The organism is Aliirhizobium smilacinae, from assembly GCF_006335145.1.
GTDB lineage: Bacteria > Pseudomonadota > Alphaproteobacteria > Rhizobiales > Rhizobiaceae > Neorhizobium > Neorhizobium smilacinae.
Window position 1 is genome coordinate 355,775 of record NZ_VDMN01000003.1, and the last position, 24,895, is coordinate 380,669.

General features: G+C 60.0%; 29 protein-coding genes. 10 read left to right on the forward strand and 19 right to left on the reverse strand.

The features are described from left to right. Positions 1-42: 42 nt before the first annotated feature. The 8 genes from FHP24_RS16420 to FHP24_RS16460 form a co-directional block, all read right to left on the reverse strand. Positions 43-1,170: an ABC transporter permease gene (locus FHP24_RS16420; protein WP_139677298.1), complete on the reverse strand. Its 1,128-nt coding sequence runs from the start codon at positions 1,168-1,170 to the stop codon at positions 43-45. Then, positions 1,167-2,066: an ABC transporter permease gene (locus FHP24_RS16425; protein ID WP_139677299.1), complete on the reverse strand. Its 900-nt coding sequence runs from the start codon at positions 2,064-2,066 to the stop codon at positions 1,167-1,169. Before FHP24_RS16425 ends, FHP24_RS16420 begins: the two co-directional genes overlap by 4 nt. Then, positions 2,066-2,401 (reverse strand): hypothetical protein, encoded by a 336-nt coding sequence (locus tag FHP24_RS16430; protein WP_139677300.1) that lies wholly within the window; start codon positions 2,399-2,401, stop codon positions 2,066-2,068. The genes FHP24_RS16425 and FHP24_RS16430 overlap by 1 nt, the downstream gene beginning before the upstream one ends. Before the next feature lie 291 nt (positions 2,402-2,692). Continuing rightward, a complete protein-coding gene (locus FHP24_RS16440) occupies positions 2,693-3,484 on the reverse strand; it encodes an ABC transporter ATP-binding protein (RefSeq protein ID WP_139677301.1) in 792 nt (263 codons plus the stop codon). A 7-nt stretch (positions 3,485-3,491) separates the two neighbouring features. Further along, positions 3,492-4,946: a dihydropyrimidinase gene (gene hydA, locus FHP24_RS16445; RefSeq protein ID WP_139677302.1), complete on the reverse strand. Its 1,455-nt coding sequence runs from the start codon at positions 4,944-4,946 to the stop codon at positions 3,492-3,494. 52 nt (positions 4,947-4,998) lie between these two features. Beyond that, a complete protein-coding gene (locus tag FHP24_RS16450) occupies positions 4,999-5,361 on the reverse strand; it encodes a type II toxin-antitoxin system PemK/MazF family toxin (protein ID WP_139677303.1) in 363 nt (120 codons plus the stop codon). Then, entirely contained in the window at positions 5,358-5,570 is a 213-nt protein-coding gene (locus FHP24_RS16455) for an antitoxin MazE-like protein (protein ID WP_139677304.1), read from the reverse strand. The genes FHP24_RS16450 and FHP24_RS16455 overlap by 4 nt, the downstream gene beginning before the upstream one ends. A 36-nt stretch (positions 5,571-5,606) precedes the next feature. After that, on the reverse strand, positions 5,607-6,860 hold the full coding sequence (locus tag FHP24_RS16460; protein ID WP_139677305.1) for a Zn-dependent hydrolase: 1,254 nt from the start codon (positions 6,858-6,860) through the stop codon (positions 5,607-5,609). 254 nt (positions 6,861-7,114) lie between these two features. Here FHP24_RS16460 and FHP24_RS16465 point away from each other — a divergent pair, with 254 nt between their 5' ends. Continuing rightward, complete coding sequence (locus FHP24_RS16465) at positions 7,115-7,753, forward strand: TetR family transcriptional regulator C-terminal domain-containing protein (protein ID WP_139677306.1); 639 nt, start codon at positions 7,115-7,117, stop codon at positions 7,751-7,753. Positions 7,754-7,853: 100 nt separating this feature from the next. On the opposite strand, the gene FHP24_RS16470 is transcribed toward FHP24_RS16465, so the two are convergent. Continuing rightward, positions 7,854-8,888, reverse strand: coding sequence for a glutamine synthetase beta-grasp domain-containing protein (locus FHP24_RS16470; RefSeq protein ID WP_139677307.1), 1,035 nt, complete (start codon positions 8,886-8,888; stop codon positions 7,854-7,856). Between the two features lie 417 nt (positions 8,889-9,305). Here FHP24_RS16470 and FHP24_RS29430 point away from each other — a divergent pair, with 417 nt between their 5' ends. Then, positions 9,306-9,497 carry a DUF2735 domain-containing protein gene (locus tag FHP24_RS29430; RefSeq protein WP_139677308.1) on the forward strand — a complete coding sequence of 64 codons (192 nt, stop codon included), beginning with the start codon at positions 9,306-9,308 and terminating at the stop codon, positions 9,495-9,497. A 45-nt stretch (positions 9,498-9,542) separates the two neighbouring features. On the opposite strand, the gene FHP24_RS16480 is transcribed toward FHP24_RS29430, so the two are convergent. Then, on the reverse strand, positions 9,543-10,568 hold the full coding sequence (locus FHP24_RS16480; RefSeq protein ID WP_139677309.1) for a YeiH family protein: 1,026 nt from the start codon (positions 10,566-10,568) through the stop codon (positions 9,543-9,545). A gap of 114 nt (positions 10,569-10,682) precedes the next feature. Here FHP24_RS16480 and FHP24_RS16485 point away from each other — a divergent pair, with 114 nt between their 5' ends. Further along, complete coding sequence (locus FHP24_RS16485; protein ID WP_139677310.1) at positions 10,683-11,594, forward strand: LysR substrate-binding domain-containing protein; 912 nt, start codon at positions 10,683-10,685, stop codon at positions 11,592-11,594. Between the two features lie 60 nt (positions 11,595-11,654). Here FHP24_RS16485 and FHP24_RS16490 read toward each other — a convergent pair whose 3' ends face one another. The 3 genes from FHP24_RS16490 to FHP24_RS16500 all read right to left on the reverse strand — a co-directional run bounded on the left by FHP24_RS16490 (position 11,655) and on the right by FHP24_RS16500 (position 15,251). After that, a complete protein-coding gene (locus tag FHP24_RS16490; RefSeq protein WP_139677311.1) occupies positions 11,655-12,269 on the reverse strand; it encodes an acetate uptake transporter in 615 nt (204 codons plus the stop codon). A gap of 263 nt (positions 12,270-12,532) precedes the next feature. Continuing rightward, on the reverse strand, positions 12,533-14,437 hold the full coding sequence (locus FHP24_RS16495; RefSeq protein ID WP_139677312.1) for a methyl-accepting chemotaxis protein: 1,905 nt from the start codon (positions 14,435-14,437) through the stop codon (positions 12,533-12,535). A gap of 409 nt (positions 14,438-14,846) precedes the next feature. Further along, entirely contained in the window at positions 14,847-15,251 is a 405-nt protein-coding gene (locus FHP24_RS16500) for a rhodanese-like domain-containing protein (RefSeq protein WP_139677313.1), read from the reverse strand. A gap of 82 nt (positions 15,252-15,333) precedes the next feature. On the opposite strand from FHP24_RS16500, the gene ftrA reads away from it, so the two are divergent. Further along, positions 15,334-16,362, forward strand: coding sequence for a transcriptional regulator FtrA (gene ftrA / locus FHP24_RS16505; protein ID WP_139677600.1), 1,029 nt, complete (start codon positions 15,334-15,336; stop codon positions 16,360-16,362). Between the two features lie 16 nt (positions 16,363-16,378). On the opposite strand, the gene preA is transcribed toward ftrA, so the two are convergent. Both preA and FHP24_RS16515 read right to left on the reverse strand, forming a co-directional pair. Beyond that, positions 16,379-17,692 carry an NAD-dependent dihydropyrimidine dehydrogenase subunit PreA gene (gene preA, locus FHP24_RS16510; RefSeq protein WP_139677314.1) on the reverse strand — a complete coding sequence of 438 codons (1,314 nt, stop codon included), beginning with the start codon at positions 17,690-17,692 and terminating at the stop codon, positions 16,379-16,381. Between the two features lie 15 nt (positions 17,693-17,707). Then, positions 17,708-19,081, reverse strand: a complete 1,374-nt coding sequence (locus tag FHP24_RS16515; RefSeq protein WP_139677315.1) for an NAD(P)-dependent oxidoreductase — start codon at positions 19,079-19,081, stop codon at positions 17,708-17,710. A 225-nt stretch (positions 19,082-19,306) separates the two neighbouring features. Between FHP24_RS16515 and FHP24_RS16520 the strand changes: the two genes are divergently transcribed. The 5 genes from FHP24_RS16520 (at position 19,307) to FHP24_RS16540 (ending at position 22,168) form a co-directional block, all read left to right on the forward strand. Beyond that, positions 19,307-20,302 carry an MDR family oxidoreductase gene (locus tag FHP24_RS16520; RefSeq protein ID WP_139677316.1) on the forward strand — a complete coding sequence of 332 codons (996 nt, stop codon included), beginning with the start codon at positions 19,307-19,309 and terminating at the stop codon, positions 20,300-20,302. 187 nt (positions 20,303-20,489) lie between these two features. Then, positions 20,490-20,912: a hypothetical protein gene (locus FHP24_RS16525; protein WP_139677317.1), complete on the forward strand. Its 423-nt coding sequence runs from the start codon at positions 20,490-20,492 to the stop codon at positions 20,910-20,912. A gap of 156 nt (positions 20,913-21,068) precedes the next feature. Further along, the gene (locus FHP24_RS16530; protein WP_139677318.1) at positions 21,069-21,392 is read left to right on the forward strand and encodes a FliM/FliN family flagellar motor switch protein; all 324 of its coding nucleotides are present in this window, start codon (positions 21,069-21,071) and stop codon (positions 21,390-21,392) included. A gap of 163 nt (positions 21,393-21,555) precedes the next feature. After that, entirely contained in the window at positions 21,556-21,966 is a 411-nt protein-coding gene (locus FHP24_RS16535; RefSeq protein ID WP_139677319.1) for a DUF2325 domain-containing protein, read from the forward strand. Next, positions 21,944-22,168, forward strand: a complete 225-nt coding sequence (locus FHP24_RS16540; protein ID WP_139677320.1) for a hypothetical protein — start codon at positions 21,944-21,946, stop codon at positions 22,166-22,168. Before FHP24_RS16535 ends, FHP24_RS16540 begins: the two co-directional genes overlap by 23 nt. 18 nt (positions 22,169-22,186) lie before the next feature. On the opposite strand, the gene FHP24_RS29030 is transcribed toward FHP24_RS16540, so the two are convergent. From FHP24_RS29030 to FHP24_RS16560, 4 genes are all read right to left on the reverse strand, one after another. After that, positions 22,187-22,504 (reverse strand): DUF423 domain-containing protein, encoded by a 318-nt coding sequence (locus FHP24_RS29030; protein ID WP_246091814.1) that lies wholly within the window; start codon positions 22,502-22,504, stop codon positions 22,187-22,189. A gap of 55 nt (positions 22,505-22,559) precedes the next feature. Further along, entirely contained in the window at positions 22,560-22,949 is a 390-nt protein-coding gene (locus FHP24_RS16550) for a group II truncated hemoglobin (protein WP_139677322.1), read from the reverse strand. 131 nt (positions 22,950-23,080) lie between these two features. After that, the gene (locus FHP24_RS16555; RefSeq protein ID WP_139677323.1) at positions 23,081-23,260 is read right to left on the reverse strand and encodes a hypothetical protein; all 180 of its coding nucleotides are present in this window, start codon (positions 23,258-23,260) and stop codon (positions 23,081-23,083) included. A gap of 77 nt (positions 23,261-23,337) precedes the next feature. Next, positions 23,338-23,640: a hypothetical protein gene (locus FHP24_RS16560; RefSeq protein ID WP_139677324.1), complete on the reverse strand. Its 303-nt coding sequence runs from the start codon at positions 23,638-23,640 to the stop codon at positions 23,338-23,340. Positions 23,641-24,106: 466 nt separating this feature from the next. Here FHP24_RS16560 and FHP24_RS16565 point away from each other — a divergent pair, with 466 nt between their 5' ends. Beyond that, positions 24,107-24,829, forward strand: a complete 723-nt coding sequence (locus FHP24_RS16565) for a response regulator (RefSeq protein ID WP_139677325.1) — start codon at positions 24,107-24,109, stop codon at positions 24,827-24,829. Positions 24,830-24,895 lie beyond the last annotated feature (66 nt).

A 24,895-nucleotide genomic window follows, 5' to 3' on the forward strand; every position in this document is an offset into this window, starting at 1 on the left:
TCTCTTTCCGCGGCGCGATGTTACGCGGGCGGTTCGTTGCGCCTAACCCCCACGGTTAGACGGATGCCAGAATGTGGTGGCTCTCTCTCCCAGAGCGACCACACCATAAAAGACAGAACCGACGAGCGCTGCAACCGCGATTTCGGCCCAGACCATATCGACATTCATGCGGCCGATCTCGGTGGAGATGCGGAACCCCATGCCGACGATCGGGGTGCCAAAAAATTCGGCGACGATCGCGCCGATCAGCGCCAGCGTCGAATTGATTTTCAGCGCATTGAAGATGAAGGGCATGGCTGCGGGCAGGCGCAGTTTCGTCAGCGTTTGCCAGTAGTCCGACGCGTATGAATGCATCAGGTCGCGTTCCATCGAACCGGCTGCGCTCAGGCCCGCGATCGTGTTCACCAGCATGGGGAAGAAGGTCATGACGATGACGACGGCTGCCTTCGATTGCCAGTCGAAACCGAACCACATGACCATGATCGGCGCGACACCGATGATCGGCAGTGCCGACATGAGATTGGCGATCGGCAGCAGGCCGCGACGGAAGAAGGCGATGCGGTCGGCCAGGATCGCCACCGCGAAGCCCGCAGCGCAGCCGACAAGATAACCGAAGATCACGGCCTTGAAGACGGTCTGCTGCACATCCGCCCAGAGTGTCGGGATCGAGGATGCGAAGCGGACACCGATCGCCGACGGTGGCGGCAGGATGATGAAGGGAATGCCGAAGCCGCGGGTCGCCGCTTCCCAGAGGATCAGGATCCAGGCGCCGAAGATTGCCGGGATGACGAGGCGCAGAAGGCCATCCACGGTTTTCGACCGGACCTTAAGCGCGGAAAGGATGCTGACGCAGCGCCAGGCCAGCAGCCAGTTGGCGGCGAGTGCTAGGAAAAAGGCCGTGGATGCCATTCCTTCGTTACCGGCAAGGCGGGCAATCAACAGACTGGTGGAAAAATGCGCGCAGACGAGCAGCGTGACTGCCACGAATACAGAGGGCAGTGGCAGGAGTGAGACGAGTGTCGCGCCGATCGTCAGGACGAAGATGGAGAACATCCGCATCGGATTGTAGGCGAATGGCGCTTCTGCTGAGAGAAAGGGGAGAGTCGCCAAGGCTGCGAGCGCAAGCGCCAGTGCCAACCACGATTGCCAGGATCTTTTCAGGATGGTCATCCGAGCCTCCTTTCCGGTTTTGCACCCATCGCCCGTTCCACGAGCTTTCCGACCAGTGCGACGATGGCGACCAGAAGTGCCGCAAGCACCGAGCCGGCGATCAGGGCTGCCCAGATGTCGATCGTCTGGCTGTAATAGGCGCCGGCGAGCAGTTTCGAGCCGATGCCGGCAACCGCGCCGGTCGGCAGTTCGCCGACGATCGCGCCGACAAGGCTGGCGGCAATCGCAACTTTCATCGAGGTGAACAGGAAGGGGACGGAGGCCGGGACACGCAGCTTCCAGAAGGTCTGGGCGATGCTCGCATGATAGGTGCGCATCAGGTCGAGCTGGATCAGTTCCGGCGAGCGCAGGCCTTTCACCATGCCGACGGCGACGGGGAAGAAGGAGAGGTAGGTCGAGATCAGCGCCTTGGGCAGGAGGCCGGTGATGTTGACAGCGCCGAGCACGACGATGACCATGGGGGCGACAGCAAGGATCGGCACCATCTGCGAGGCGATGATCCAGGGCATCAGGCTGCGGTCGAGCGCCTTCACGTGGACGATGCCGACAGCAATCAGGATGCCGAGAAGCGTGCCGAGCGTGAAGCCGACCGCCGTCGACGAAAGCGTCACCCCGGCATGATAGACGAGGCTGCGGTTTGAGGTGACTTTTCGCAGAAACGTGTTTTCGAAAACGCTGCTTGCCACCTGATGCGGTGCCGGAAGCGTCGGTTTCGGCTGCGACATGGTCTTTTCGAAGAACTCGATTGACGTCGAGGTGACGTTGGCGCGGCGGTCGAGATCGCGCTGGAAGGGCGCATTCATGAAATACGCGCCGACATACCAGATCGCGATGATGGCGATGACGATCGTCGCGACGGGCATGATCCTGTGCTGGAACAGTTTTTCGCGTTGCATCAGCTTTTCGCTCCGACCGGGAACAGCATCAACACCATGGCGGCGACACCCAATCCGACGCCGGCAAGCTGCAATGATGTCAGCCGCTCGCCGAAGACGGCAAAGGCGATGACGTTGATGAGAAGAAGCTGGGCAATGGCCGAAGCGGAGATGGCCAGACCGAGCCCGCCCTCGCGCATCAGCTTCACCATCATCAGATTGCCGACGCAATAGAGCGCCAGAGAGAGGATTAGCAGAGCCATGTTGCTGGAGGCGATATAGGCGCGCGAGGCGGTGGCCGCGGCGAGGAATACGGCCATGGCGCCGGTGAGCCAGAGGAGGAAGGCGGGGCTCATGGGCTAACTCCTGAAGCGAATATGCCGCTTTCAATTCTGTTATGTCTTGAGATACCCCCCTCTGCCCTGCCGGGCATCTCCGCCACAAGGGGAGAGATCGGATTGAAGCGAAGCCACCGCTTCAATCCGATGCCGAAATTGCCGCTCTCCCACGTCTGATCATCGCTACCGATATGACGGTCGATGTAATGTGGCGGCAGTGCGTCTTGGTGATCTCCCTCCTTGTGGGGGAGATGCCCGGCAGGGCAGAGGGGGGTATCTTTCGACAGTACGAAAAGCATATTCTGGAGATTATTCCTCATAACTATGCCCCGCCCGCAAACCTTCCCGTACCCGGTGGGCGATTGCCAGAAACTCCGGCGTCTCGCGGATTTCAAGCGGGCGTTCCTTTGGTAGTGTCGACTCGATCACGTCGGTCACCCGGCCCGGGCGAGGGGACATGACGACGATTTTGGTCGACAGATAGACGGCCTCGGGGATCGAATGGGTGACGAAACAGATGGTTTTTTGCGTCCGCGCCCAGAGTTTCAGAAGCTGCTCGTTCAGGTGGTCGCGGACGATTTCGTCGAGCGCGCCGAAGGGTTCGTCCATCAGGAGAAGATCGGCATCGAAGGCGAGTGCGCGGGCGATCGAGGCGCGCTGCTGCATGCCGCCGGACAGCTGCCATGGGTATTTCTTGCCGAAACCCGCAAGATTGACGAGGTCGAGCGTGCGTTCGATGCGTTCTTTCCGCTCGGCGGCCGTGTAGTTCATGATCTCCAGTGGCAGCGCGATATTCTTTTCGATCGTGCGCCAGGGATAGAGCGCCGGGGCCTGGAAGACATAACCGTAGGACCGCGATTTGCGGGCGTTTTCAGGCGTCATGCCATTGACGGTAATTTCGCCCGCAGTAGCACCTTCAAGATCTGCGATGACGCGCAGAAAGGTGGTCTTGCCGCAACCGGACGGGCCGATGAAGGAGACGAAATCGCCTTTTTTCACCTCCAGATCGACATCGGAAAGCGCATGCACCGGGCCATCGCCGGTTTCGAATGTCAGGCCGAGTTTTCTGGCGGAGACGACGGAGAAATTATTCTCAGCCATGTGCCGATCAAACCCCGCTTGCTGGGATGCCACTGCGCTCCACCTTTCGAGGAGCGGTCAGTTCCTTCCAGGTGGAGAGCGCCTTGTTGACCGCGGGATAGGGTTCGCGGGCGACGAACTGGCCATGGCCTTCGCGGCTTTTCAGCGAGCCGTCCTCGACCGCGACCACGCCGCGCGACAGCGTGTAACGCGGCAGGCCGGTCACCTGCTTGCCTTCGAAGACGTTGTAATCGATCGCGGATTGCTGGGTTTTGGCCGAGATCGTCTTCGATTTCTTCGGATCGAGCACGACGAGATCGGCATCGGCACCGACGAGGATCGCACCCTTTCTCGGGTAAAGGTTGAGGATCTTGGCGATGTTGGTGGAGGTGACGGCGACGAATTCGTTCATGGTGATGCGGCCGGTTGCGACGCCATAGGTCCACAGCATCGGCAGGCGATCTTCCAGTCCGCCGGTGCCATTTGGGATCTTTCGGAAATCGCCGACGCCGTAGCGTTTCTGGTCGGTGGTAAAGGCGCAGTGGTCGGTCGCGACGCATTGCAGCGAGCCCGCGGCGAGGCCGGCCCAGAGTGAATCCTGATGCTGCTTGTTGCGGAAGGGAGGCGACATGACGCGGCGGGCGGAATGATCCCAGTCCTTGTCGAAATATTCGCTTTCATCGAGCGTCAGGTGCTGGATAAGCGGTTCGCCGTAGACCCGCATGCCGTTCTGCCGCGCCCGGCGGATCGCCTCATGGGCCTGCTCGCAGGAGGTATGGACCACGTAGAGCGGAACGCCCGCCATGTCGGCGATGATGATGGCGCGGTTGGTGGCCTCGCCCTCGACGGAGGCCGGACGGGAATAGGCATGGGCTTCCGGCCCGTCATTGCCTTCATCCATCAGCTTCTGCTGCATGGAGGCGACGATATCGCCGTTTTCGGCATGGACGAGGGGGAGCGCGCCAAGCTCGGCGCAGCGGGAGAACGAGGCGAACATCTCGTCGTCATTGACCATCAGCGAGCCCTTGTAGGCCATGAAGTGCTTGAAGGTGTTGATGCCCTTTTCCTGAACGACGGTCTGCATCTCGTTGAAGACCTGCTCGCCCCACCAGGTAACGGCCATGTGGAAGGAATAATCGCAATGGGCACGGGTTGCCTTGTTGTCCCAGCGCTTCAGCGCGTCGAGCAGTGACTGGCCGGGATCGGGCAGACAGAAATCGACGACCATGGTCGTGCCGCCGGAGAGCGCCGCGCGGGTGCCTGAGTCGAAATCGTCGGCGGAGTAAGTGCCCATGAAGGGCATTTCGAGATGCACATGCGGATCGATGCCGCCCGGCATGACATAACAGCCGGTGGCGTCGAGGGTTTCGTCGCCCTTCAGGTCCGGGCCGATCTCGATGATCTTGCCGCCGTCGATTTTCACATCCGCCTTATAGGTCAGGTCGGCGGTAACGATGGTTCCGTTCTTGATTACTGTGGCCATGGTTGTTCCCCTTATTGGCTCTTCTAATCTGATGAAGGAATTGTTTCCCTTGTTATCTGATCCTCGTAGTCGGCATCACGGTCTGCCTCAGGCCCGTAATGTTGATCACCGCCGCCTCCAGCATCTGTATTTCGTCCTCATCGAGATGGCCGATGACCTGGCTAATTGCCGACTTCCGCAGGTGGGTGATCTTGTCGACCATGATCTGGGATACGGAGTTCAAGCCATTTGTCCCTGAGGGCTGGATGGTCGGCCGGAAGGCGGGGGAATCGGCGAGAAAGGTGGTCAGCGGACAGAGAAGAAGCGTGACGTGATCGGCAATGAACTCGTCGGCATGAATGATGACAGCCGGTCTGGGTTTGCCCAGATCCCCTTGGAATGCCGCCGTCACCATGTCGCCTCGCGTTAGTTTCACGGCTTATCCCAGTCTTCGGCGGCGCCTGGGTCGACAAGTTCGGTCAGGCCCGCCCGCCTGTCAGCTTCAACGGAAGCTTGCGCCTGCCGTGCAGCGTCCTGCCGATAGGCTTCGCTGGCACCATCCGGCACCCAGATTTCAACGGGGCGATAACCGCGGCGGATGAGGTCCGCCCGCTCGTCCTGCGTCAATTCCCGTGGTCGTCCCATCGTCGTTACCCTCCTCAGGGTGCGTCCTTTGACAAGCTACTCCACAATCTCCGCCGTCTCCACCACCGCATGGAAGAGCACATCGCAGCCGGCGGCGGCCCAGTCCTTCGAGATCTCTTCGGCCTCATTGTGCGACAGGCCGCCGACGCAAGGGCACATGATCATCGTGGTCGGCGCGAGTTTTGCGGCCCAGCAGGCGTCGTGGCCGGCGCCGGAAATGATGTTCATGTGGCTGTAACCGAGCTTTTCAGCGGCATCACGGACACGGTCAACCAATGTCGGATCGAAAGTGACCGGATCGAAATGGCCAACGGCCTCTACCGAACAGCCGACGCCGAGCGGCTCGCAGACTTCTATCGCTGAGGCCTCGATCTTGGCGCGCATGCGGTCGAGCTTTTCCTGGCTCGGGGTGCGCAGGTCGACGGTGAAGACCACCTTGCCGGGCAGGACGTTGCGGGAATTCGGGGTGAAGAAGGCCTGGCCGACACCGGCCACTGCGCCCGGCTGTTCGGCCATGGCGATCTCCTGCACTTTTTCCATGATGCGGCCGAAGGCCAAGCCGGCATTGACGCGCATATCCATCGGGGTGGAGCCAGTGTGGGCTTCCTTGCCGGTCAGGGTGAATTCCAGCCACCACAGTCCCTGACAGTGAGTGACGACGCCGATCTGCTTGTCTTCGGCTTCAAGGATCGGGCCCTGTTCGATGTGATATTCGAAATAGGCATGCATCTTTCGCGCGCCGACTTCTTCGTCGCCCAGCCAGCCGATGCGCTTCAGTTCGTCGCCATAGGTCTTGCCTTCGGGATCGCGGCGCGCATAGGCGTAATCGAGCGTGTGGATGCCGGCGAAGACACCGGAGGCGAGCATGGCGGGCGCGAAGCGGGCGCCTTCCTCGTTGGCCCAGTTGGTGACGACGATCGGGTGTTTCGTCTTTATTCCGAGATCGTTCATCGAGCGGACAACTTCAAGGCCGGCCAGTACGCCCAGCACACCGTCATATTTGCCGCCGGTCGGCTGGGTGTCGAGGTGGGATCCGACGTAAACGGGAAGGGCGTCCGGGTCGCTGCCTTCGCGGGTGGCAAACATCGTGCCCATTCTGTCGGTGCCGACGGTCATGCCAGCTGCTTCGCACCAACGCTTGAACAGATGCCGGCCTTCGCCATCGGCGTCGGTCAGCGTCTGGCGATTGTTGCCGCCGGCAATGCCGGGGCCGATCTTCGCCATGTCCATCAACATGTCCCAGAGCCGGTCGCCGTTTACGCGCAGGTTCTCGCCCGGTGCTGCCACCATTTTTCAGTCCTCATCTGGTTATGCTCTGCCAAACGGCAGTAATCTGTTGTTCCCACCGGCTTCGTCCTGTCCTTAACGGCTTTGTCGCCGTTAGGTCCGGAAGATCGGCATTGCGTTTGTTCTGCTTGTCGCCGATAATTTGACCGCTTGGTAAAAGCTTACAATTTCCGCGGCATCACTCAAGCTCAAAATCGTCACGCTTCAGATGTTTTCGAGGATTTTGCGGAAGGGAAGGACGAGGGGCACAAGAGAGCATGGCCATTCCCAGAGCTGCGAAGACGCAGCGGCGTACGCGCATCCAGGAGGAGAAGGAAGAGCTTATCCTGGAGGCGGCTCTCGACATATTTTCGCAGAATGGTTTTCGCGGTGCGACGATCGACCAGATCGCCGATGCGGCCGGAATGTCAAAGCCCAACCTGCTCTATTATTTCCGCACCAAGGAAGCGGTCCACAGGCAGCTTATCGACCGGGTTCTGAGCACCTGGCTGGAGCCGCTCCGGGCGTTCGATGCCACTGGCGACCCGGAAAGCGAAATCCGCTCCTATATTCGCCGAAAGCTGGAGATGGCACGCGATTTTCCGCGTGAAAGCCGGCTGTTCGCCAATGAAATACTGCAGGGCGCGCCACGGATCGAGGACGAGCTGAAAGGGCCGTTGAAAGAGCTGGTGGACGAAAAGGCAGAAGTTATCCGCGTCTGGGCGCGTGCCGGCAAGATCGCCAGATGCGATCCCTATCACCTGATTTTTTCGATCTGGTCGACCACGCAGCATTATGCCGACTTCGATGTGCAGGTGAGAGCCGTGCTGGGGCAGGCGCATTCCGGCGACGGGCGGTTCGAGGATGCTGCGCGGTTTCTAGAGAAGCTGTTTATGGACGGGTTGCGGGTGAGGTAAGGGATGAGGGCGGATTTGCAAGCCGCCGCACCCGGAACCCATAAACGGAAAACGCCGGCGCTAAGGCCGGCGTTCTCGTTAATCCTTGGGAGGACTTCTATCAGGCAGCAGCCGACTTTGCAGCCGGGACTTCCGAGATCGTCTTCAGAACCTGCGAAGCGATCTGGTAGGGGTCGCCCTGGGAGTTCGGACGACGATCTTCGAGGTAGCCCTTGTAGCCATTGTTGACGAAGGAATGCGGAACGCGGATCGAGGCGCCACGGTCAGCAACGCCGTAGGAGAACTTGTTCCACGGAGCCGTTTCGTGCTTGCCGGTCAGGCGCTTGTCGTTATCGGGACCGTAGACGGCAATGTGGTCGTCCAGGTTCTTTTCGAACTGGGCCATCAGGGCTTCGAAATATTCCTTGCCGCCAACTTCGCGCATGTGCTTGGTCGAGAAGTTGCAGTGCATGCCGGAGCCGTTCCAGTCGGTGTCACCGAGCGGCTTGCAATGATATTCGATGTCGATGCCGTACTGTTCGGTCAGGCGCTGCAGCAGGTAACGGGCCATCCAGATCTGGTCGGCGGCGCGCTTAGAGCCCTTGCCGAAAATCTGGAATTCCCACTGGCCCTTGGCCACTTCGGCATTGATGCCTTCATGGTTGATGCCGGCTGCGAGGCACTGGTCGAGGTGCTCTTCGACGATTTCGCGAGCGACAGGGCCGACATTGCTTGCGCCGACGCCGCAATAATAGGGACCCTGCGGAGCCGGGTAACCCAGTTCCGGGAAGCCGAGCGGACGGCCGTTTTCGTAGAAGAAGTATTCCTGCTCGAAGCCGAACCATGCATCTTCGTCGTCGAGGATGGTTGCGCGGCTGTTGGACGAATGCGGCGTGACGCCATCCGGCATCATGACTTCGCACATGACCAGGACACCGTTGGTGCGGGCCGGATCCGGGTAGATGGCGACCGGCTTCAGGACGCAGTCAGACGAACGGCCTTCAGCCTGCATCGTCGAGGAACCATCAAAGCCCCAAAGCGGAAGCTGCTCAAGTGTCGGGAAAGAATCGAATTCCTTGATCTGCGTCTTGCCGCGCAGGTTCGGGACGGGGGTGTAACCGTCCAGCCAGATGTACTCGAGCTTATACTTGGTCATGTTGTGTCTCTCAGGCCGTGGTGTTCATGGTTGAGCCATCCAAGGATTACCTTCCGTAACAGTCGATATCCCGGGCTTGAACCTATGAATGCATGCTCCGTGCCAGTTTGAGCGTTGGCAGGCGTGACAAGATGAAAAAAATGCAGATGCCTTCATATGGGTCGTTTTCAGCAGGTTGCCGGTGTTTGGAATTGCTTAATAAACAAGCCAAATTCCATATAGGAGCAGGAGATGTGGAACCTAGTCTGCTCAGCCCTTGTTTACCGGCATTCACGGCATGCGGCGTTGTGCAATTTTAATTGCTTGCAATTTCCGCTAGCGGACTCGCTGTAAATGATGTAAAATCATGCAATTGGATTAAAAAATAGGCAGATATTGTGCCTGTCCAATGTCATGCAGTTGTTCAGGAGGCGATAGATGGCAGGCATCCATCGTGAGACAGCAAAGATTTATGAGTTTCCTCTGATCCAGCGGAGACGTCTTGATAATGGATTGACGGCGCCTGTCCCTTCCAGGGACATCGTCTTTTCCGTTGTCGATACGTGCTGGTATCACGGCGATGCTATCCGCGAGGATGACCCTGCGCCGGATCGACCGAAACCCTGCTGATACGGAAGTATATCGGAGAACGCCACCCGCTGAAACGTGGCGTGATCAGAAGCCGAACAGCTTCAGGGCGGCATAACCGAAGGCTGCGATAAAGATCCAGCCGAATGCGCCCAGCGCCAACGGTCTCCAGCCCTCCGCGCGCAATTTGCCGATATTGGCCTGCAGTCCCATGGCGGCGAGAGCCATTGCCAGAAGGAAGTTCGTCAGCGTTACGATATTCCTGCTGATATCTGCCGGGATCGCGATGACGCTATTGGCCAGCATAATCGCGATGAAACCGAGGACAAACCATGGCATCGGCGCCTTGACGCGTTGCCCCTCGGTTGTGTTGGATCGCATCGCAAAAGCCAGCGTCATCACCAGCGGGGCGAGCAACACGACGCGCGCCAGTTTGGAGACCGTACCGAACTGGCCGGCCACGTCGCCGGCCTGAAACGATGCGGCGACGACCTGGGCGACTTCGTGGATCGTTGCGCCGGACCAGAGGCCATAGGCGCGTTCATCCAGCCCAAGCGGGGCGGCGAGCAGCGGATAGGCAATCATCGAAATCGAGCCGAAAAGGGTTACGCAGGCGACGGCATAGGCGACATGTTCTTCCTTGCCGCGGACGACGGTGTTTGCCGCGATGATTGCCGATGCGCCGCAGACGGAGGTTCCGGCGGCGATCAGGTCCGTCAACTGCCGGTCGACACCCATCAGCCTGCCCGCCAAACGCATCGCTACGAATGTCGTCGCAAGCGTCAGGGTAACCATGACAATGGCCGCGCCGCCGAGCGAAAGGATCTGGCTTGCCGTGATCTGAAGGCCGAGAAGGATGATGCCGGCCCGGAGAATGCGCTTTAAAGAAAAACGTATGCCTGGCTCTACGCTCTGGGGCAGGGTGACGGTGTTGCGGATCAGCATGCCCAGGATGATGGAAAGGATGAGCGGGCTCAGTGCCATCCAGCCGGTCGCGGATCTTATCGTCAACGCCGCTGCGGCTATTGCTGCGGTCAGGGCCAGCCCCGGAACGAGCGGCTTTAACCCGGATAGCGATGAGTAAGGACGTTCTGCCCAATCCGAAAACGACATGAATAAAATTCCACAAAATCACAAGATTATCGAATTCCATTCTCCATTTTTGAAAAGAACAAATCCAATTCATAAGCTTTGTGATATCGTTCGACAAAATCGAACGGTGTGCGGATGACGCTTGAGCAATTGAAGATATTCCTCGAGGTTGCGCGCCTCGAACATGTGACGCGGGCAGCAGAAGTGCTCAGTCTCACCCAGTCGGCGGTCAGTGCCGCGATCTCGGCGCTGGAGGCCCGACACGGGGTCATTCTGTTCGACCGGGTGGGGCGTCGCATCGCGCTGACGGAAGCGGGCCGGCTTTTCGTCGATGAGGCGCGGGCGGTGATGGAGCGGGCGAGGGCGGCAGAGCTGGCGCTTGCCGATCTGGGAGGCTCTGCCTCCGGTGTGCTGCGCGTCCATGCCAGCCAGACGGTGGCGAGTTACTGGCTGCCATCCAGGCTGGTTGCCTATCACGAACGATTTCCGCGCGTCGATCTGAGATTGATCGTCGGCAATACGCTAAGTGCCGTGGAAGCGGTGGTAACAGGTTCGGCGGATCTGGCCGTGGTCGAGGGCGAGATTGGGCAATCGGAACTCAAGCGCTCGACGGTGGCGGAGGATCGTCTTGTTCTCGTGGTCGGCCGGCGGCATGCCTGGAGGGATGGGCGGAAACTTGCGGCGAGCGATCTTCTGGAGACCAACTGGATCATGCGCGAGGCGGGATCGGGAACGAGGGCCGCTTTTGAAAGCCAGCTCTTGAGCCTTGGTGTCGATCCGCAGCAGCTTTCCGTCGTTCTCGAACTGCCGTCGAACGAGGCGGCGATGGCGGCGGTCGAGGCGGGGCTTTCGGCGACGGTGCTTTCCAGCCGCGCGACCCAGTTTCATTCTCTGGCGGGTCGGCTGCATGTGGTGGATTTCCCCATGCCGCTGCGCCGGTTTTCAGTCGTCCATCATCCGGAGCGACATGTCACACGCGCCTTGCGCTCGATGCTCGATCTGCTGGACGAGGATTTCGGAGACGAGGATGCGGCTGGCGGGGAATGAAAACGGCCCCGTCTTCAAGAGACGAGGCCGTACAATAACAGTGATATCTGTAGAAATCGGTTAGATCATCGGCTTGCCGACCGGCAGCACATCGCGACCGAAGGCATCCTTATAGATCTGGTGGGCCATGACATAGAGCGCCAGCGCGCCGCAGACCATCAGCTCGTAACCGGCGATGACATTGAAGACGTGCGGGCCGAAATGGCCGATGACGAGCAGGACGAAGCCGATGAACAGGGTGATGAAGACCAGGCCGAGGCCGGTGCTGGCGCGCATCGCACCGGGGGTCATGATGGCGGTGTAGATCGCCCAGATGACCAGGAACCAGCCGAGATCCGTTTCGCTCGTCGGGAAGAGGCCCGTCGCATTGCCGATCTGCAGCAGGCACAGCGCGATCCAGAAGCAGCCATAGGCGGTGAAGGCGCTATAGCCGAAATTGTTGCCGACCTTGCCTTCATGCAGGCCGGCGATCAGCTGCGCCAGACCGCCGAAGATCAGCCCCATCCAGATGACCGGCCCGAGCGAGGCCCAGCCGACATTGTGGAACTGCAGGACGATGGTGGTCATGCCGAAGCCGGCGAGACCGACGACCGCTGGGTTGCCGTGACCACCGTGTGCGTGGTCGGAAGCAGGTGTTGCCGTGCTGGTGGAGGATGGAGAGACGTTCGCGTTCATGTCGGATCCATGGTTCGGGTGGCTGTGTTCAACAGGCTGCCAACCTCCTCATGTGTGCAGCGCGCATCGGGATGCGCTGACTAGCGTGGCGTCCGACGATTGAGGCTTGATCTCGATCAAATGCGGCGGTTGGCCTCAGCCGGGAGTTGTGTTTTCGCAAGGCCAGCCGGCGATTTGCTTGCAACGCAAGCTCAGGACGTGCCGGGCATCAACGGAAAAACCCGGCGCTGGGCCGGGCTTTCGGGTTTCGAAACAGGATGTGGTCAGGCTGCGTAGCGCATGCCGCGGGAGGATGTGGCTTCGCCGCCAAGCTTGAAGTTCGACAGGATGTGCTGCAGCTGGCGGCTTTCCTCGGCGAGCGTTTCGCTCGCGGCGGTGGTCTCCTCGACCATGGCCGCGTTCTTCTGGGTCATCTGGTCCATGTGGTTGACCGAGGAGTTGATCTCGGCCAGTGCGGTCGCCTGTTCGCGGGCGGCGGTGGCGATCGATTCCACATGTTCGTTGACCTTGTTGACGAGGCCTTCGATCTCGAGCAGCGCGTCACCCGTCGAGCGGACGAGCGAGACGCCGCCTTCGACTTCGGCAGCAGACGCGCTGATCAGCGTCTTGATTTCCTTGGCGGCGTTTGCGGAGCGCTGTGCCAGCTCGCGGACTTCCTGGGCGACGACCGCGAAGCCGCGGCCGGCTTCACCTGCACGGGCTGCCTCGACGCCTGCATTGAGGGCGAGCAGGTTGGTCTGGAAGGCGATCTCGTCGATCACGCCGATGATCTGGCTGATCTTGCTGGACGAGTCTTCGATGCGACCCATGGCGGTGACGGCCGAGCGGACGATGTCGCCGGACTTTGTCGCGCTCTGCTTGGTGGCATGCACCATGTCGCGGGCTTCGGTGGCGCGCGACGATGCAGCACGGACGGTTGCCGTGATCTCGTCGAGAGCGGCTGCCGTTTCTTCCAGCGCTGCCGCCTGCTGTTCGGTACGCTTGGACAGATCGTTGGCGGCGGCTGAGAGTTCTGCCGAGTTGTTGTTGATCGTGCCGGCAGCGCCGCGGACGTTGTTCATCGTGCCGCGCAGGCGGACCATCGTGGTGTTGACGTTGGTCTGCAGTTCGGCGAAGGCGCCCTGGAACTGGCCGTTCATGCTCTGCGTCAGGTCGGCATCGGCAAGCGCTGCGATGACCCGGCGGACTTCGGTGGTCGCTGACTCGACACTTTCGACCAGTTCGTTGACGCCGGCGGCGAAACGGTTGAGGTCGTCGTTGTTATAATCCCTGGAGATGCGGCCGGAGAAATCGCCGGCGACGGCGGAGGCGACGACGGTCGAGATGCTCGACTGCAGGTCGCTGCTGTTGCGATGCAGGGCGGCTTCCTGGGCCTTCAGATCGTTCATGGTCAGCGCATTGGTGCGGAACACCTCGACGGCACGTGCCATTTCGCCGATCTCGTCCTTGCGGGCGGCATCGATATCGAGATTGTCGAGCTGGCCGTTTGCGAGGCGGCTCATGGACTGGGTCAGCGACCGGATCGGGCGAACGATGCCGCGGGTCGCAACCATCAGGCTGATTGCAGCGCCGATGACGATGAAGACGACGGCAGAGATTGCCGAAATCAGGATGGCGGTCGTCGAGGAGGCAACGGCGGCCTCACGAGCGCCGGCCAGCGATTTGCCGGAATAGGTGCTGTAGACCTTGACCGTATCGGTGACGACCTTCTGGCCATCGAGTGCAGCCTTGAGTGCCACGGAAATGGCGGCGGTATCCGCCGGGTTCTTCTCGGCAACGCCGACCATGCTGCGGATCGTGCCGAAATAGCTGTCGAGTGCGCCGCGGATCGCCTTCAGCTGATCCTTTTCGGTGATATCGGCAGTGGATTCGATCTTCGGCAGGCGGGCGAGCATTTCGGAAGAGCGCTTGTCCGTTTCGGCGCGAAAATCCGCTGCCTTATCCGGCGCGGCGGCCAGCTGGTAGGTCATGCGGCTGATGGCGATGATATCGACGCGCAGGTCCATCGCTTCACGGGCGACTTCCTCGCGGGCGCCAACGGAAATCATTGCATTCTGCAGGCCGTAAAGACCGGAAGCCGCAATGCCGGCAATAATCAGCGAAGAAAGGCCCATCACAACCGTGACGAGACCGAGTTTCTTCGAAATGGCCATATCTCGAAATGCCATGTAACACACCACTTAAGTTTGCCCAACACATCAGCTCATGGCGCGTCTTATGAAGCGCGTCAGGATGCCGCGCTAAAATATTGTCATGACTAGACTAATTGCAGGTTAAAATGGCTACGCGGTGTGGAGTTTTGCTTTCTCGACGCGTCGTTTGCTTGGTCGAATTTGAGCAATATTTCGAGATGCGAGCAATTGCTCGTAAAAGATGCACCTAAAATTCATTGTTTGTCCGACACTTCACTCTATGCGGGTGAGGTGGAATCGGTTTTTGTTGCGTTGCAGCATATTGTTGATTTTTTTAGTTGTCTCGCCCGCCTTGGCTGGAATTGATGATTTCCGGTTGGAAACCGGCCGTCCCTGATATGGATGTGCGACCGGTTCCTTTCTTCCTGACACTTAAATCCGCGGTTCAGGCCGCTGCTGCAGTCTCGTAAGCGAAGCCCTCATCTGCCCAACCGGTCATGCCGCCGATCATCACCTTGACGGAGATGTTAAGTCGGGAGAGGCGCAATGCCGCCTTGTCGGCACCGTTGCAATGGGGGCCGGCGCAATAGACGACGAACAGCGTATCCGCCGGCCATTCTGACATGCGATGCGCGGTCATCTTGCCATGGGGCAGATTGAGCGCGCCCGGTAGATGCGATTGCGCAAAGAGCGTCGGAGAGCGGACGTCGAACAAGACGAAATCGACCTTGCCCGAGGCGAAGGAGGCGTGGACATCCCAGCAGTCCGCCTCGAAGGCGAGCTTGCGGGAAAAATGCGCGGCTGCATCCTGTGGTGATGCGGCTGGAAAATCGGAGACCGGGCTTGGCATGGAGCGATCCTTTCATGGGTGTCGGTGGAAGCGTGTTGCTGCCGATCATGACTGATGATACGGATGGTTGAAATTGGCCATCGTGACCGGTAGCGTAAACATCATGCCAAAATCCTCTATGCACCAGACCAGCGGTCCGCATGTCGTCGCGCTTGTCTATGACGGGCTTTGCACGTTCGAATTCGGCATTGCCTATGAAGTCTTCGGCCTTGACCGCCCGGAGCTGGGGGAGGGCTGGTACCGGTTTTCCGTCGCGGGTGTGGAGCCGGGACCGCTGCGGGCGGCGGGTGGATTGACTGTCTCCGTCGATTACGGGCTGGGCGTGCTTGAGACTGCCGATCTTGTCGTCGTGCCCGGTTGGCGGGGAATAAGCGAGCCGGTGCCTGCACCTTTGATCGAGGCACTGCAGGCTGCGCACCATCGCGGTGCGCGGATCATATCGCTCTGCTCGGGCGTGGCGGTATTGGCGGCTGCCGGTCTGCTGCACGGACGGCGGGCAACGACGCATTGGCGGTATGTGGAGGCGATTGCCGAGGTCTATCCGGAAACCGATTTCGATGCGGACGTACTCTATATGGATGAGGGCAATACGCTGACGGCTGCAGGAAGTGCTGCCGGCATCGATCTCTGCCTGCATGTCGTGCGTGGCGATTTCGGGGTCGAGGCGGCCAATAGCGTTGCCCGCCGGCTGGTCGTGCCGCCGCATCGCGAGGGCGGGCAGGCGCAGTTCATCGCGTCACCGGTGCCGCGGGAGAGGGAAGAGCTTCGCCTCGGGCCACTGATCGAGTGGATGCGCAAGCGGCTTTTCGAGGAGCAGCCGATCCGCATGCTGGCGGAGCGGGCGGGCATGAGCATGCGGACCTTTCAGCGCCGTTTCGAGGCTGCCACCGGCGACAGTGCCGGAGAATGGCTGGTCAAGGAGCGTTTGCGGCTGGCGCGCGATCTGCTCGAGAAACAGGTTTCGGCGTCGCTGGACGATATCGCGATCGCCTGCGGTTTCGGCACGCAGGCGACCTTGCGCCACCATTTTCGCAAGCGACTGGGAACGAGCCCGGCGGCTTACAGAAAGACATTCGGTCAGCAGGAGGCCGGTCGCCGGGAAGGCGGCTGACTTTGTGCTTTTGTGGTCACTCCGCCGCTTGCCGCGCCATCGGGTTGTTGGGATGGGTCGTCCAGTTGGCATAGTTGGGATCGACCGGCCGGCCGGTGCGTTTGTCGAGGCTGCCGGCGGGCAGGGCATCCATGGTGATGCAGTTTTCCACCGGACAGACGTTGACGCAAAGATTGCAGCCGACGCAATCCTCTTCCTTCACCTCGAAATGCCTGACTCCATCGACCATCGCGGTAATCGCCTGGTGCGACGTGTCCTCGCAGGCGATGTGACAGCGGCCGCATTTGATGCAGGCGTCCTGATCGATATGCGCCTTGGCGATGTAGTTGAGGTTGAGATATTGCCAGTCGGTGACGTTCTGCACTGCGCGGCCGGTAATGTCGTCCAGCGTCCGGTGGCCCTTCGAGTCCATCCAGGCGGTGAGGCCGGTGATCATCTCCTCGACGATCTTGAAGCCGTAGGTCATGACCGCCGTGCAGACCTGCACGTTGCCGGCACCAAGCGCGAGGAATTCTGCAGCATCACGCCAAGTCGTCACACCGCCGATGCCGGAAATCGGCAGGCCGTAGGTTTCCGGGTCGCGGGCAATCTCGGCCACCATGTTGAGCGCGATCGGTTTGACTGCCGGGCCGCAATAACCGCCATGGCTGCCCTTGCCGTTGATCGACGGATTGGGCGAAAAGCTGTCGAGATCGACCGAGACGATCGAGGAGATCGTGTTGATCAGCGATACGGCGTCAGTACCGCCACGCTTTGCGGCGCGGGCAGGGAAGCGGATGTCGGTGATGTTGGGCGTCAGCTTGGTGATGACCGGCATGCGGCTATATTGCTTGCACCAGCGCACCACCATCTCGATATATTCCGGCACCTGACCAACCGCGGCGCCCATGCCGCGCTCGGACATGCCGTGCGGACAGCCGAAGTTGAGTTCGATGCCATCGACTTCGGTTTCCTCGACCAGCGGCAGGATCGCCTTCCAGGCGTTTTCCTCGCAGGGGACCATGATCGAGGCGACCACGGCGCGATCCGGCCAGTTCTTCTTCACCTGCTTCATCTCGATGAGATTGGTGTAGAGGTCGCGGTCGGTGATCAGTTCGATATTGTTCAAGCCGAGAAGCCGACGGTCGGCGCCCCAGATGGCGCCGTAGCGCGGGCCGTTGACGTTGACGACAGGCGGCCCCTGTTCGCCAAGCGTCTTCCAGACGACGCCGCCCCAGCCGGCCTTGAAGGCGCGCTCGACATTATAAGCCTTGTCGGTCGGCGGTGCCGAAGCGAGCCAGAAGGGGTTGGGGGATTTGATGCCGACGAAATTGTTGCGGATATCAGCCATGGTCGATGTCTCCCCTCAGGCCACTGCGCTGGACGGCTGAGCGCCGGCTGCCAGCATGCGGTTGATGCTTTCTGCTGCATCGCGCCCTTGCGCGACCGCCGAGACGGTCAGGTCTTCGCCGCGACCGATGCAATCGCCGCCGGCCCAGACATTCTCGACCGAGGTGCGGCCCTGGGCGTCTACCGCGATCTTGCCTTTTTCGAACTGGAGAGCGCCGAGGCCGGAAGCTTCGAAGGTCTGGCCGATGGCCTTGAAGATCTGGTCGGCAGCGAGAACGCCCGTCTCACCGGTGCCGGTCAACCTGCCTTCGATCATCGCGGTATATTCGACCTCGATGCCGGCGACATGAGCGCCGTTCGGGCCGTCCTTGCCGATGATCGATTTCGGCTGCATCCAGTGGCGGATGATGACGCCCTTCGAGGCGGCGAGATCCTGCTCGTATCCGGAGGCGTTCATGTTTTCCTTGCCGCGACGATAGCAGATCGTCACTTCTTCGGCGCCGAGCAGTTTTGCCTGGATGGCGGCATCGATGGCGGTCATGCCGCCGCCGAGCACGACGACACGGCGGCCGACCGGAATGGCCGCCTTGTCCTTCGCCTGACGGAGTGCGGCGATGAAATCGACCGCATCTTCGACGCCGGACAGGTCCTCGCTTTCGATGCCGAGGCCGTTGACGCCGGAAAGCCCCATGCCGAGAAAGACTGCATCATAGTGTGCGGAAAGATCGGACAGCGAATAATCGCGGCCGAGCGCCTTGCCGTGTTCGATGGTGATACCGCCGATGGCGGTGACATAATCGACTTCGCGTTGGGCGAAGTCATCGACCGACTTGTAGGTGGCTATGCCGTATTCGTTGAGGCCGCCGGATTTTTCACGGGCTTCGAGAATGGTTACGTCGTGGCCGTTGACCGCCAGCCGGTGCGCGGCGGCAAGGCCAGCGGGGCCTGCGCCGACAACGGCGATCTTCTTTCCGCTCGCTGCCTTCCGCTCGAAGAACTGACGCCCGGTCTCCATGGCGATGTCGGTCGCATAACGTTGCAACCTGCCGATCTCCACCGGTCGATCCTCTGCGGTGTTGCGGACGCAGACGTCCTCGCACAGCGTCTCGGTGGGGCAGACGCGGGCGCACATCCCGCCCAGAATGTTCTGGTCGAAGATGGTTTTCGCCGATCCGAGCGGGTTGCCAGTCGATATCTGCCGGATGAACATCGGGATATCGATGGCGGTGGGACAGGCCGTCATACACGGCGCGTCGTAACAGAAGTAACAGCGGTCTGATGCCACCAGTGCCTCATGCTTGTCGAGGCGCGGGTGAAGGTCGGAAAAATTCGATGCGTATTCGTTGGACGAGAGCCTTCCGGCCTCGATCCCGCTTCCCAGTCGCTCCATCCGAGTTCCCTCATTATATGGTTATGGACAACTATTGGGCAGATCGTAACACGGCTTAAAATTTTATCAAACGGTAAATTTTTTGAGATGCGTGTGCTGCGGCATGCCGTCTCGCGCCTATCGAACGGACGGCATCGCGCCCTTGCGATCGTGACATGTATCAATAGCCGGAAGTCGCTTCGGCTCTAGATACGGACTGTAGAACAAAGCAATTGGAGTGACGAAATGGTTGATACGTTCAGGGCGATGGTCATCGACACGATCGACGGCAAGCCAGCAGGGGTCTTCAGGGAGGTCGCTCTCAGTGAACTTCCGGACAACGATGTCCTCGTCGAGATCGCCTACTCGACGCTGAATTACAAGGACGGGCTGGCGATTACCGGCAAAGGCCGGATCGCCCGCCGTACGCCTCTCATCGCCGGAATTGATATTTCCGGAACGGTCGTCGAGTCGCGGTCCGCCGAGTGGAAGCCGGGTGACAAGGTCATCCTGAACGGATGGGGCATGTCGGAAACCGAGCCGGGTGCATACGGGCGCTACCAGCGGGTGAAGGCCGAATGGCTGATCCCGCTGCCGGAAGCGTTTTCCATGCAGCAGGCAATGGCGATCGGCACGGCAGGTTACACATCCGCGCTTTGCGTCGATGCGCTGGAAAAATGGGGCAGGATCAAGCCGGGTGAGGGCGAGGTGCTGGTAACGGGGGCTGCCGGCGGTGTCGGGTCGGTGGCGATCGCGCTGCTTGCCGCCCGAGGCTACAGTGTCACCGCCTCCACCGGACGGCCGGAAACCCATTCCTATCTGGAATCCCTTGGCGCGACGAATTTCATTGATCGGGCCGAACTGCAGCAGAAGGGCGGGCCGCTGCAGAAGGAGCGCTGGACGGGTGGTATCGACAGCGTCGGTTCCACGACGCTGGCCAATGCGTTGGCGCAGACAGTGCGCGGCGGGGCGATTGCCGCATGCGGCCTTGCGGGCGGTGCCGATCTTCCGGCAACCGTGCTGCCGCATATCCTGCGCAGCGTCGCCCTGATCGGCGTGGATTCGGTCATGGCCCCGAAAGAGCAGCGTCTTTCTGCATGGAGCCGGCTGGCTCGCGATCTGGACAAAAGCAAGCTCGATACCATCACGACTGTCGAGCCGATGTCGAAGCTACCGGAACTTGCGCAGGCGATCGTTGACGGAAAGATTCGAGGTCGGGTCGTCATCGACGTGACTGCCTGACCGGCAGCCGGCAAACCGGATGATGCGGCTCTCATGGGATCATGAGGGCCGCCGACGGCAGGTGGAGACGTTCATCTGCCTGCCCCCAGCAGCGGACAATTCACGCACCCCTAAATCTGATAATTGAACATGTCTTCCCGGTACGATACGTAGTTAGGATTGTTTTAACCATTTCCGGATCGTCACTATGTTAGAGAACGGCAAGCCTCGCCATTACCTTGCGCAGTTCTATGGGGCGAACGACAATCCGAAGGTCCGATATCGCAAGACCAATCTTGTCGCGCGTGCGGTCTATCCGAATGGCGGGGTGAAGTCGTTTTCGAGCCTGCAGGTGCGCATCATCGGCATATGCGAGACGGGCGCCCTCATTCAGGCCGCGGCCGTCGAGTTCGTTCCCGATCACTTCTATCTCTGCCTGGGCAACAACGAGGTGTTCTTCACCTGCGCCAAGCGGAATGTGATGAAGGACAAAATGGTCGTGAGTTTCTCACAGCCGGAAGATACGTTTTTCATTAATGCCCTCACCAAAGGCGGGTTGCCGCTGGCGACGCTGAAGCGCATGCGGGCATCGACGGTCGTGCGGACCCGCACGACGCACAACGCCAGTTGATTTTATGATATTCTGTCGGCTTTGCATCTTTATGATCCGTCAACTGTGGATGTTAACGGCTGGTTAAGGCTTACGGCCGGTGCAGGGCGAAGTGGGGTGCTGCGGCGTTTATTTTCAGGTGAGTCGCACCCCCGCATATTTCAGAAAGTGACCATCATGATCGACGACGCTGCCGAGAAGCCGTTTCCCAGATTTCCGGAATTTCCAGCATCGGAGGAAAATTCCCTGCAACGGCAGTCACCCAGCGCGCGCGTCGGCGATATCCCGGTCGAAATCCAGGTCGTGATCGGCAGGACGAAAGTCTCGGTGGCTCAACTGACGGCCGCAAAGAAGGGATCGTGGTTCCGGCTCGACAAGCGTTTCGGCGAACCCGTCGAGCTGCAGGTCAACGGACAGACGATCGGGTACGGGGAAATCGTGTCCGACGACCGGGATAATTTCGTCGGCATTCGCATGACATCCGTCGAGAACCGCTTGTAGAAACACCTGAAAGCAATGATTTGTCGCTGCTTCCAAATGCCATCCTGCGTCTGATATAAATATGAGTAAGATCCTCACGTTTAATCTTTACTCTGATACTCAACTTATCTAAGGTGCCGCTTACCGAAGGTTCCCGAGACGAGAATCGATCAGGCGAGGCGTGATGGCGAAGAAGCAGAAACGGAAGAGTGGCGGCGCAAACGAGGCGGCGGCTGCAACCCAGCAGGCGAAACCCGAACGCGACGCGATCGATGTCCGCAGCTTCCTTTATGTCGGCGGCCGTGACTGTCAGGTTGCCCATTTGCGCGCAATCGCAACCCGCCACGGGGCGGAGCTGATCCACCACGATGGCGGTCTTCGCGAGGCGGTTTCCCGCATCGATACCGTGCTCCCATCTGTCGACTGCGTCTTCTGCCCCATCGACTGTATCAGCCACGATGCGTGTCTGAGGGTGAAGACCGGCTGCAAGAAGTTCGGCGTCACCTTCGTCCCGCTGCGCAACGGCTCCAAGTCGAGCCTTGAGCGTGCGCTACAGACGATGAAGGATCGACATGATGAAAGAAGAGCGTCCTGACGCTAGCCTGTTTATCGGCCTGCACAAGCTGGCGGAGCAGAATGGCGAGGGACTGGTGCCGGAGCTTTACGAACTCTTGGTAAGTCGTAGCCGTGACAATCGAGATGATGATAATATCATCCGTTTTCCCGCCCAGGCCACAGTGAGTGCCACGACCGTGCCATCCTGGGAAGCAGGCAAAATATTGCCATTCCGGCGATAAATCGGGTGGCAGGCCTTCTCAAGCCCTTTGGCTGAAGAAGGCTCCGGCGGCTACGGTCAGCCACCCCAGCATCATCAGCATACCACCCGTTGGAGCGGCGAAGGGAAAAAGCCTTTCGCCGAGAAAGTGCCGAGAGACGAGATCGCCGGCAAAGACGATCGTGCCGAGGCCGAGAACGAGGCCGGCGAGCGTCGCCGTCCTGAATGTGCGATTGCCGATATAGAGAGCCAGCAAAACCGGCGCATGCGCCAGGCACATCGTGGATGCGTTGCCGAGAAACTGGGTGTCACCTCCATGTGTGGCCGCGGCGGCGAGTGCTACGCCCGAAAGCCCCATCAAACCGCTGAAGAGCAGCAGCAGCGGCCGCAATTTCTCGAGTCTTTCCAAGACGCTATTCCCTGTTCTGCATGTGATGACCCAGCCGTTCGATCGGCGGCCAGATGATGTCGCGAAGTTTCGGATTTTCGATTGTCTCGTCCAGCGCCCGCCTGAAGCAGAGCAGCCATTCATCGCGTTCGGCAGGTCCTATCGCGGCACCGAAATGGCGGGACCGCAGACGCGGATGTCCGTATTTCTCGACATAAACGGGTGGGCCGCCGAGATAACCTGTCAGGTATTCATGGAGTTTTGCTTCGCTGCCTCCGAGGCTCGGCGGATGAATTGCCCGGCAGTTGCGGGCTTCCGGCAGCGTATCCATCAGCTGGTAGAAACGCCGTGCCAGCGCGCGAACCGTCGCATCGCCGCCGATCGCCTCGTAAAGGGTGATGGTCTCTCCCGTCATTCCGCCTTGGCCACCTCGCCCGCATTGTCGTCATCCGGTGTTATCCGGCCGGAAGAGGGCGGGCAAGTGCGATGATCGGGTCGCGCGGGCAAGGAGGTTGCTACGCCTTTACCTGCGCACTGTTTGCGGAATTATTCCGGGCCGGAATCGGTATCCTTGCTGTCCTTCGACGGCAGGGAGCCGGTGCCGGGTGTCTTGTCGTAATCCGTCAGATGATCCTTGGCATGAGGGCCGGCGGCGGGATGCCGGCCTTTTCCTGCATCAGCGCTGCCTTGCTCGACGGCTTTTTGTGCGTCTTTATCCTGGGCCATGATCGCCTCCGTTTCTCTTGTCGGAAGGAAAACGGTTGCGCAGGCCGTCCGTTCCGTCGATCCGGCCGGCCGGAACGTCAGCGGCCGCCGCTGACGTTGATCGGGGTGATCCTGCGGCTGTAGATATCGAGGCTGCCGTCGTTCAGCACGCGGTAGCGTTCCTCGACGCGGCTTCCGAAGCTGCCGTAGAATTCATGGCTGAATGTGTATCCCGCCGGCATGTTGGCATACCGGGCTCTTGTTTTGCCGCCATAGGTGATGCTGCCGGGGATGGGCTGTATTCCGGGGCCGTAGTCGATGGCACGAAATTCGGGATTACCCGTGGAGCTGCAGGCCGTCAGCGCAATTGCCGCGATGGCCATGACAAGCAATCTTTTCATTGAATGGCTTCCTTCAATCGGTGCGAATTCCGCGGTGAACAGAAACCCGCGAAACCGGATTTAGTTCAAGGGGACAAACAAAGGAAGATAGTACCGCTCGGGGAGAAGCCTGGGACATGGCGCTACATGCAGTGCATGGATAAACCGAGAAGATCAGAGCTGGAAGCGCAACTGGGTGGTGTCCTGACTGGAGGTCGAGATCGAACCGGCGTTTACAGTTGCGCTTCCGAAGCGGATTGCCGTGAAAGGTGGTTCTTTTCACGGCGTCAACGAAGGATTGGAGCCCTGCCTGTAACCGGGAGAGGAAACTCAAACCCTTCGACCCGTTTTCTATAACGAATGTTTGTCTCCGGATTATCCCTGACAAAAGCCAGAATGGTATCGGACTGTCGCAATGGCTTCGTCTGCGACGTGCCGTTACAAAATTTCTGATGCGTGGCGATCTGCCATCGGATAAATCGCTGCTATGACCAGCCACCCCAATATCTTGATTGTCGATGATCATGCCCAAACCCGGGATGCGCTGAAGCTCTATTTGGAGAAAGTTGGCATGCGGGCGGTCGCTGTCGACGGTGGCAAGGAGATGGACCGGGTGCTGATGTCAGGAGGGTTCGATCTGGTGATCCTCGACGTCATGCTTCCCGGCGAAGATGGATTGGCCATTTGTCATCGTCTTCGAACCACGAGCAAAATTCCGATCCTTATGCTCAGCGCGCTCAACGAGGAAACCGACCGGATCATCGGGCTTGAACTCGGTGCCGACGATTATCTCGCCAAGCCCTTCAATCCGCGTGAAGTCGTGGCCAGAATAAAGGCCATTCTTCGGCGCTACGAGCCGACTGCTCCATCCCTGGGTGGAGAGCATGGCGGTCAGGTGCTTCGCTTCGGTAACTGGTCGCTTCAAATCGACCGTCGATGCCTTGTCGATGAGGACGGCGTGGAGACGCCGCTGACCGTTGCCGATTTCCAGTTGCTGATGGCGTTTCTGGAGCGCCCCAGGGTTATTCTGTCGAGGGAACGGCTTCTCGAACTGACCTCGGCCCGCAGTGCTGGTCCATTCGACCGGGCTATCGACAATCAGGTCAGCCGGTTGCGAAGAAAGATAGAACAGAGCAAAGATCGTCCGGAACTCATCATCACCGTGCGCGGAGGCGGCTATTGCCTTGTCGCCGATGTCGCCAAGGCCTGACACATGAAGATCGGCGTCCCTCAAAGCGTTCGAGGACAGCTCATCCTGCTGCTCTTAGGGTGTCTG

Coding starts and splice junctions, on each gene's coding strand:
- FHP24_RS16420 (WP_139677298.1), bottom strand. CDS start 1,170: ATGACCATCCTGAAAAGATCCTGGCAATCGTGGTTGGCACTGGCGCTT.
- FHP24_RS16425 (WP_139677299.1), bottom strand. CDS start 2,066: ATGCAACGCGAAAAACTGTTCCAGCACAGGATCATGCCCGTCGCGACG.
- FHP24_RS16430 (WP_139677300.1), bottom strand. CDS start 2,401: ATGAGCCCCGCCTTCCTCCTCTGGCTCACCGGCGCCATGGCCGTATTC.
- FHP24_RS16440 (WP_139677301.1), bottom strand. CDS start 3,484: ATGGCTGAGAATAATTTCTCCGTCGTCTCCGCCAGAAAACTCGGCCTG.
- hydA (WP_139677302.1), bottom strand. CDS start 4,946: ATGGCCACAGTAATCAAGAACGGAACCATCGTTACCGCCGACCTGACC.
- FHP24_RS16455 (WP_139677304.1), bottom strand. CDS start 5,570: ATGGGACGACCACGGGAATTGACGCAGGACGAGCGGGCGGACCTCATC.
- FHP24_RS16460 (WP_139677305.1), bottom strand. CDS start 6,860: ATGGTGGCAGCACCGGGCGAGAACCTGCGCGTAAACGGCGACCGGCTC.
- FHP24_RS16465 (WP_139677306.1), top strand. CDS start 7,115: ATGGCCATTCCCAGAGCTGCGAAGACGCAGCGGCGTACGCGCATCCAG.
- FHP24_RS16470 (WP_139677307.1), bottom strand. CDS start 8,888: ATGACCAAGTATAAGCTCGAGTACATCTGGCTGGACGGTTACACCCCC.
- FHP24_RS29430 (WP_139677308.1), top strand. CDS start 9,306: ATGGCAGGCATCCATCGTGAGACAGCAAAGATTTATGAGTTTCCTCTG.
- FHP24_RS16480 (WP_139677309.1), bottom strand. CDS start 10,568: ATGTCGTTTTCGGATTGGGCAGAACGTCCTTACTCATCGCTATCCGGG.
- FHP24_RS16485 (WP_139677310.1), top strand. CDS start 10,683: ATGACGCTTGAGCAATTGAAGATATTCCTCGAGGTTGCGCGCCTCGAA.
- FHP24_RS16490 (WP_139677311.1), bottom strand. CDS start 12,269: ATGAACGCGAACGTCTCTCCATCCTCCACCAGCACGGCAACACCTGCT.
- FHP24_RS16495 (WP_139677312.1), bottom strand. CDS start 14,437: ATGGCATTTCGAGATATGGCCATTTCGAAGAAACTCGGTCTCGTCACG.
- FHP24_RS16500 (WP_139677313.1), bottom strand. CDS start 15,251: ATGCCAAGCCCGGTCTCCGATTTTCCAGCCGCATCACCACAGGATGCA.
- preA (WP_139677314.1), bottom strand. CDS start 17,692: ATGGCTGATATCCGCAACAATTTCGTCGGCATCAAATCCCCCAACCCC.
- FHP24_RS16515 (WP_139677315.1), bottom strand. CDS start 19,081: ATGGAGCGACTGGGAAGCGGGATCGAGGCCGGAAGGCTCTCGTCCAAC.
- FHP24_RS16520 (WP_139677316.1), top strand. CDS start 19,307: ATGGTTGATACGTTCAGGGCGATGGTCATCGACACGATCGACGGCAAG.
- FHP24_RS16525 (WP_139677317.1), top strand. CDS start 20,490: ATGTTAGAGAACGGCAAGCCTCGCCATTACCTTGCGCAGTTCTATGGG.
- FHP24_RS16530 (WP_139677318.1), top strand. CDS start 21,069: ATGATCGACGACGCTGCCGAGAAGCCGTTTCCCAGATTTCCGGAATTT.
- FHP24_RS16535 (WP_139677319.1), top strand. CDS start 21,556: ATGGCGAAGAAGCAGAAACGGAAGAGTGGCGGCGCAAACGAGGCGGCG.
- FHP24_RS16540 (WP_139677320.1), top strand. CDS start 21,944: ATGATGAAAGAAGAGCGTCCTGACGCTAGCCTGTTTATCGGCCTGCAC.
- FHP24_RS29030 (WP_246091814.1), bottom strand. CDS start 22,504: ATGGGGCTTTCGGGCGTAGCACTCGCCGCCGCGGCCACACATGGAGGT.
- FHP24_RS16550 (WP_139677322.1), bottom strand. CDS start 22,949: ATGACGGGAGAGACCATCACCCTTTACGAGGCGATCGGCGGCGATGCG.
- FHP24_RS16555 (WP_139677323.1), bottom strand. CDS start 23,260: ATGGCCCAGGATAAAGACGCACAAAAAGCCGTCGAGCAAGGCAGCGCT.
- FHP24_RS16560 (WP_139677324.1), bottom strand. CDS start 23,640: ATGAAAAGATTGCTTGTCATGGCCATCGCGGCAATTGCGCTGACGGCC.
- FHP24_RS16565 (WP_139677325.1), top strand. CDS start 24,107: ATGACCAGCCACCCCAATATCTTGATTGTCGATGATCATGCCCAAACC.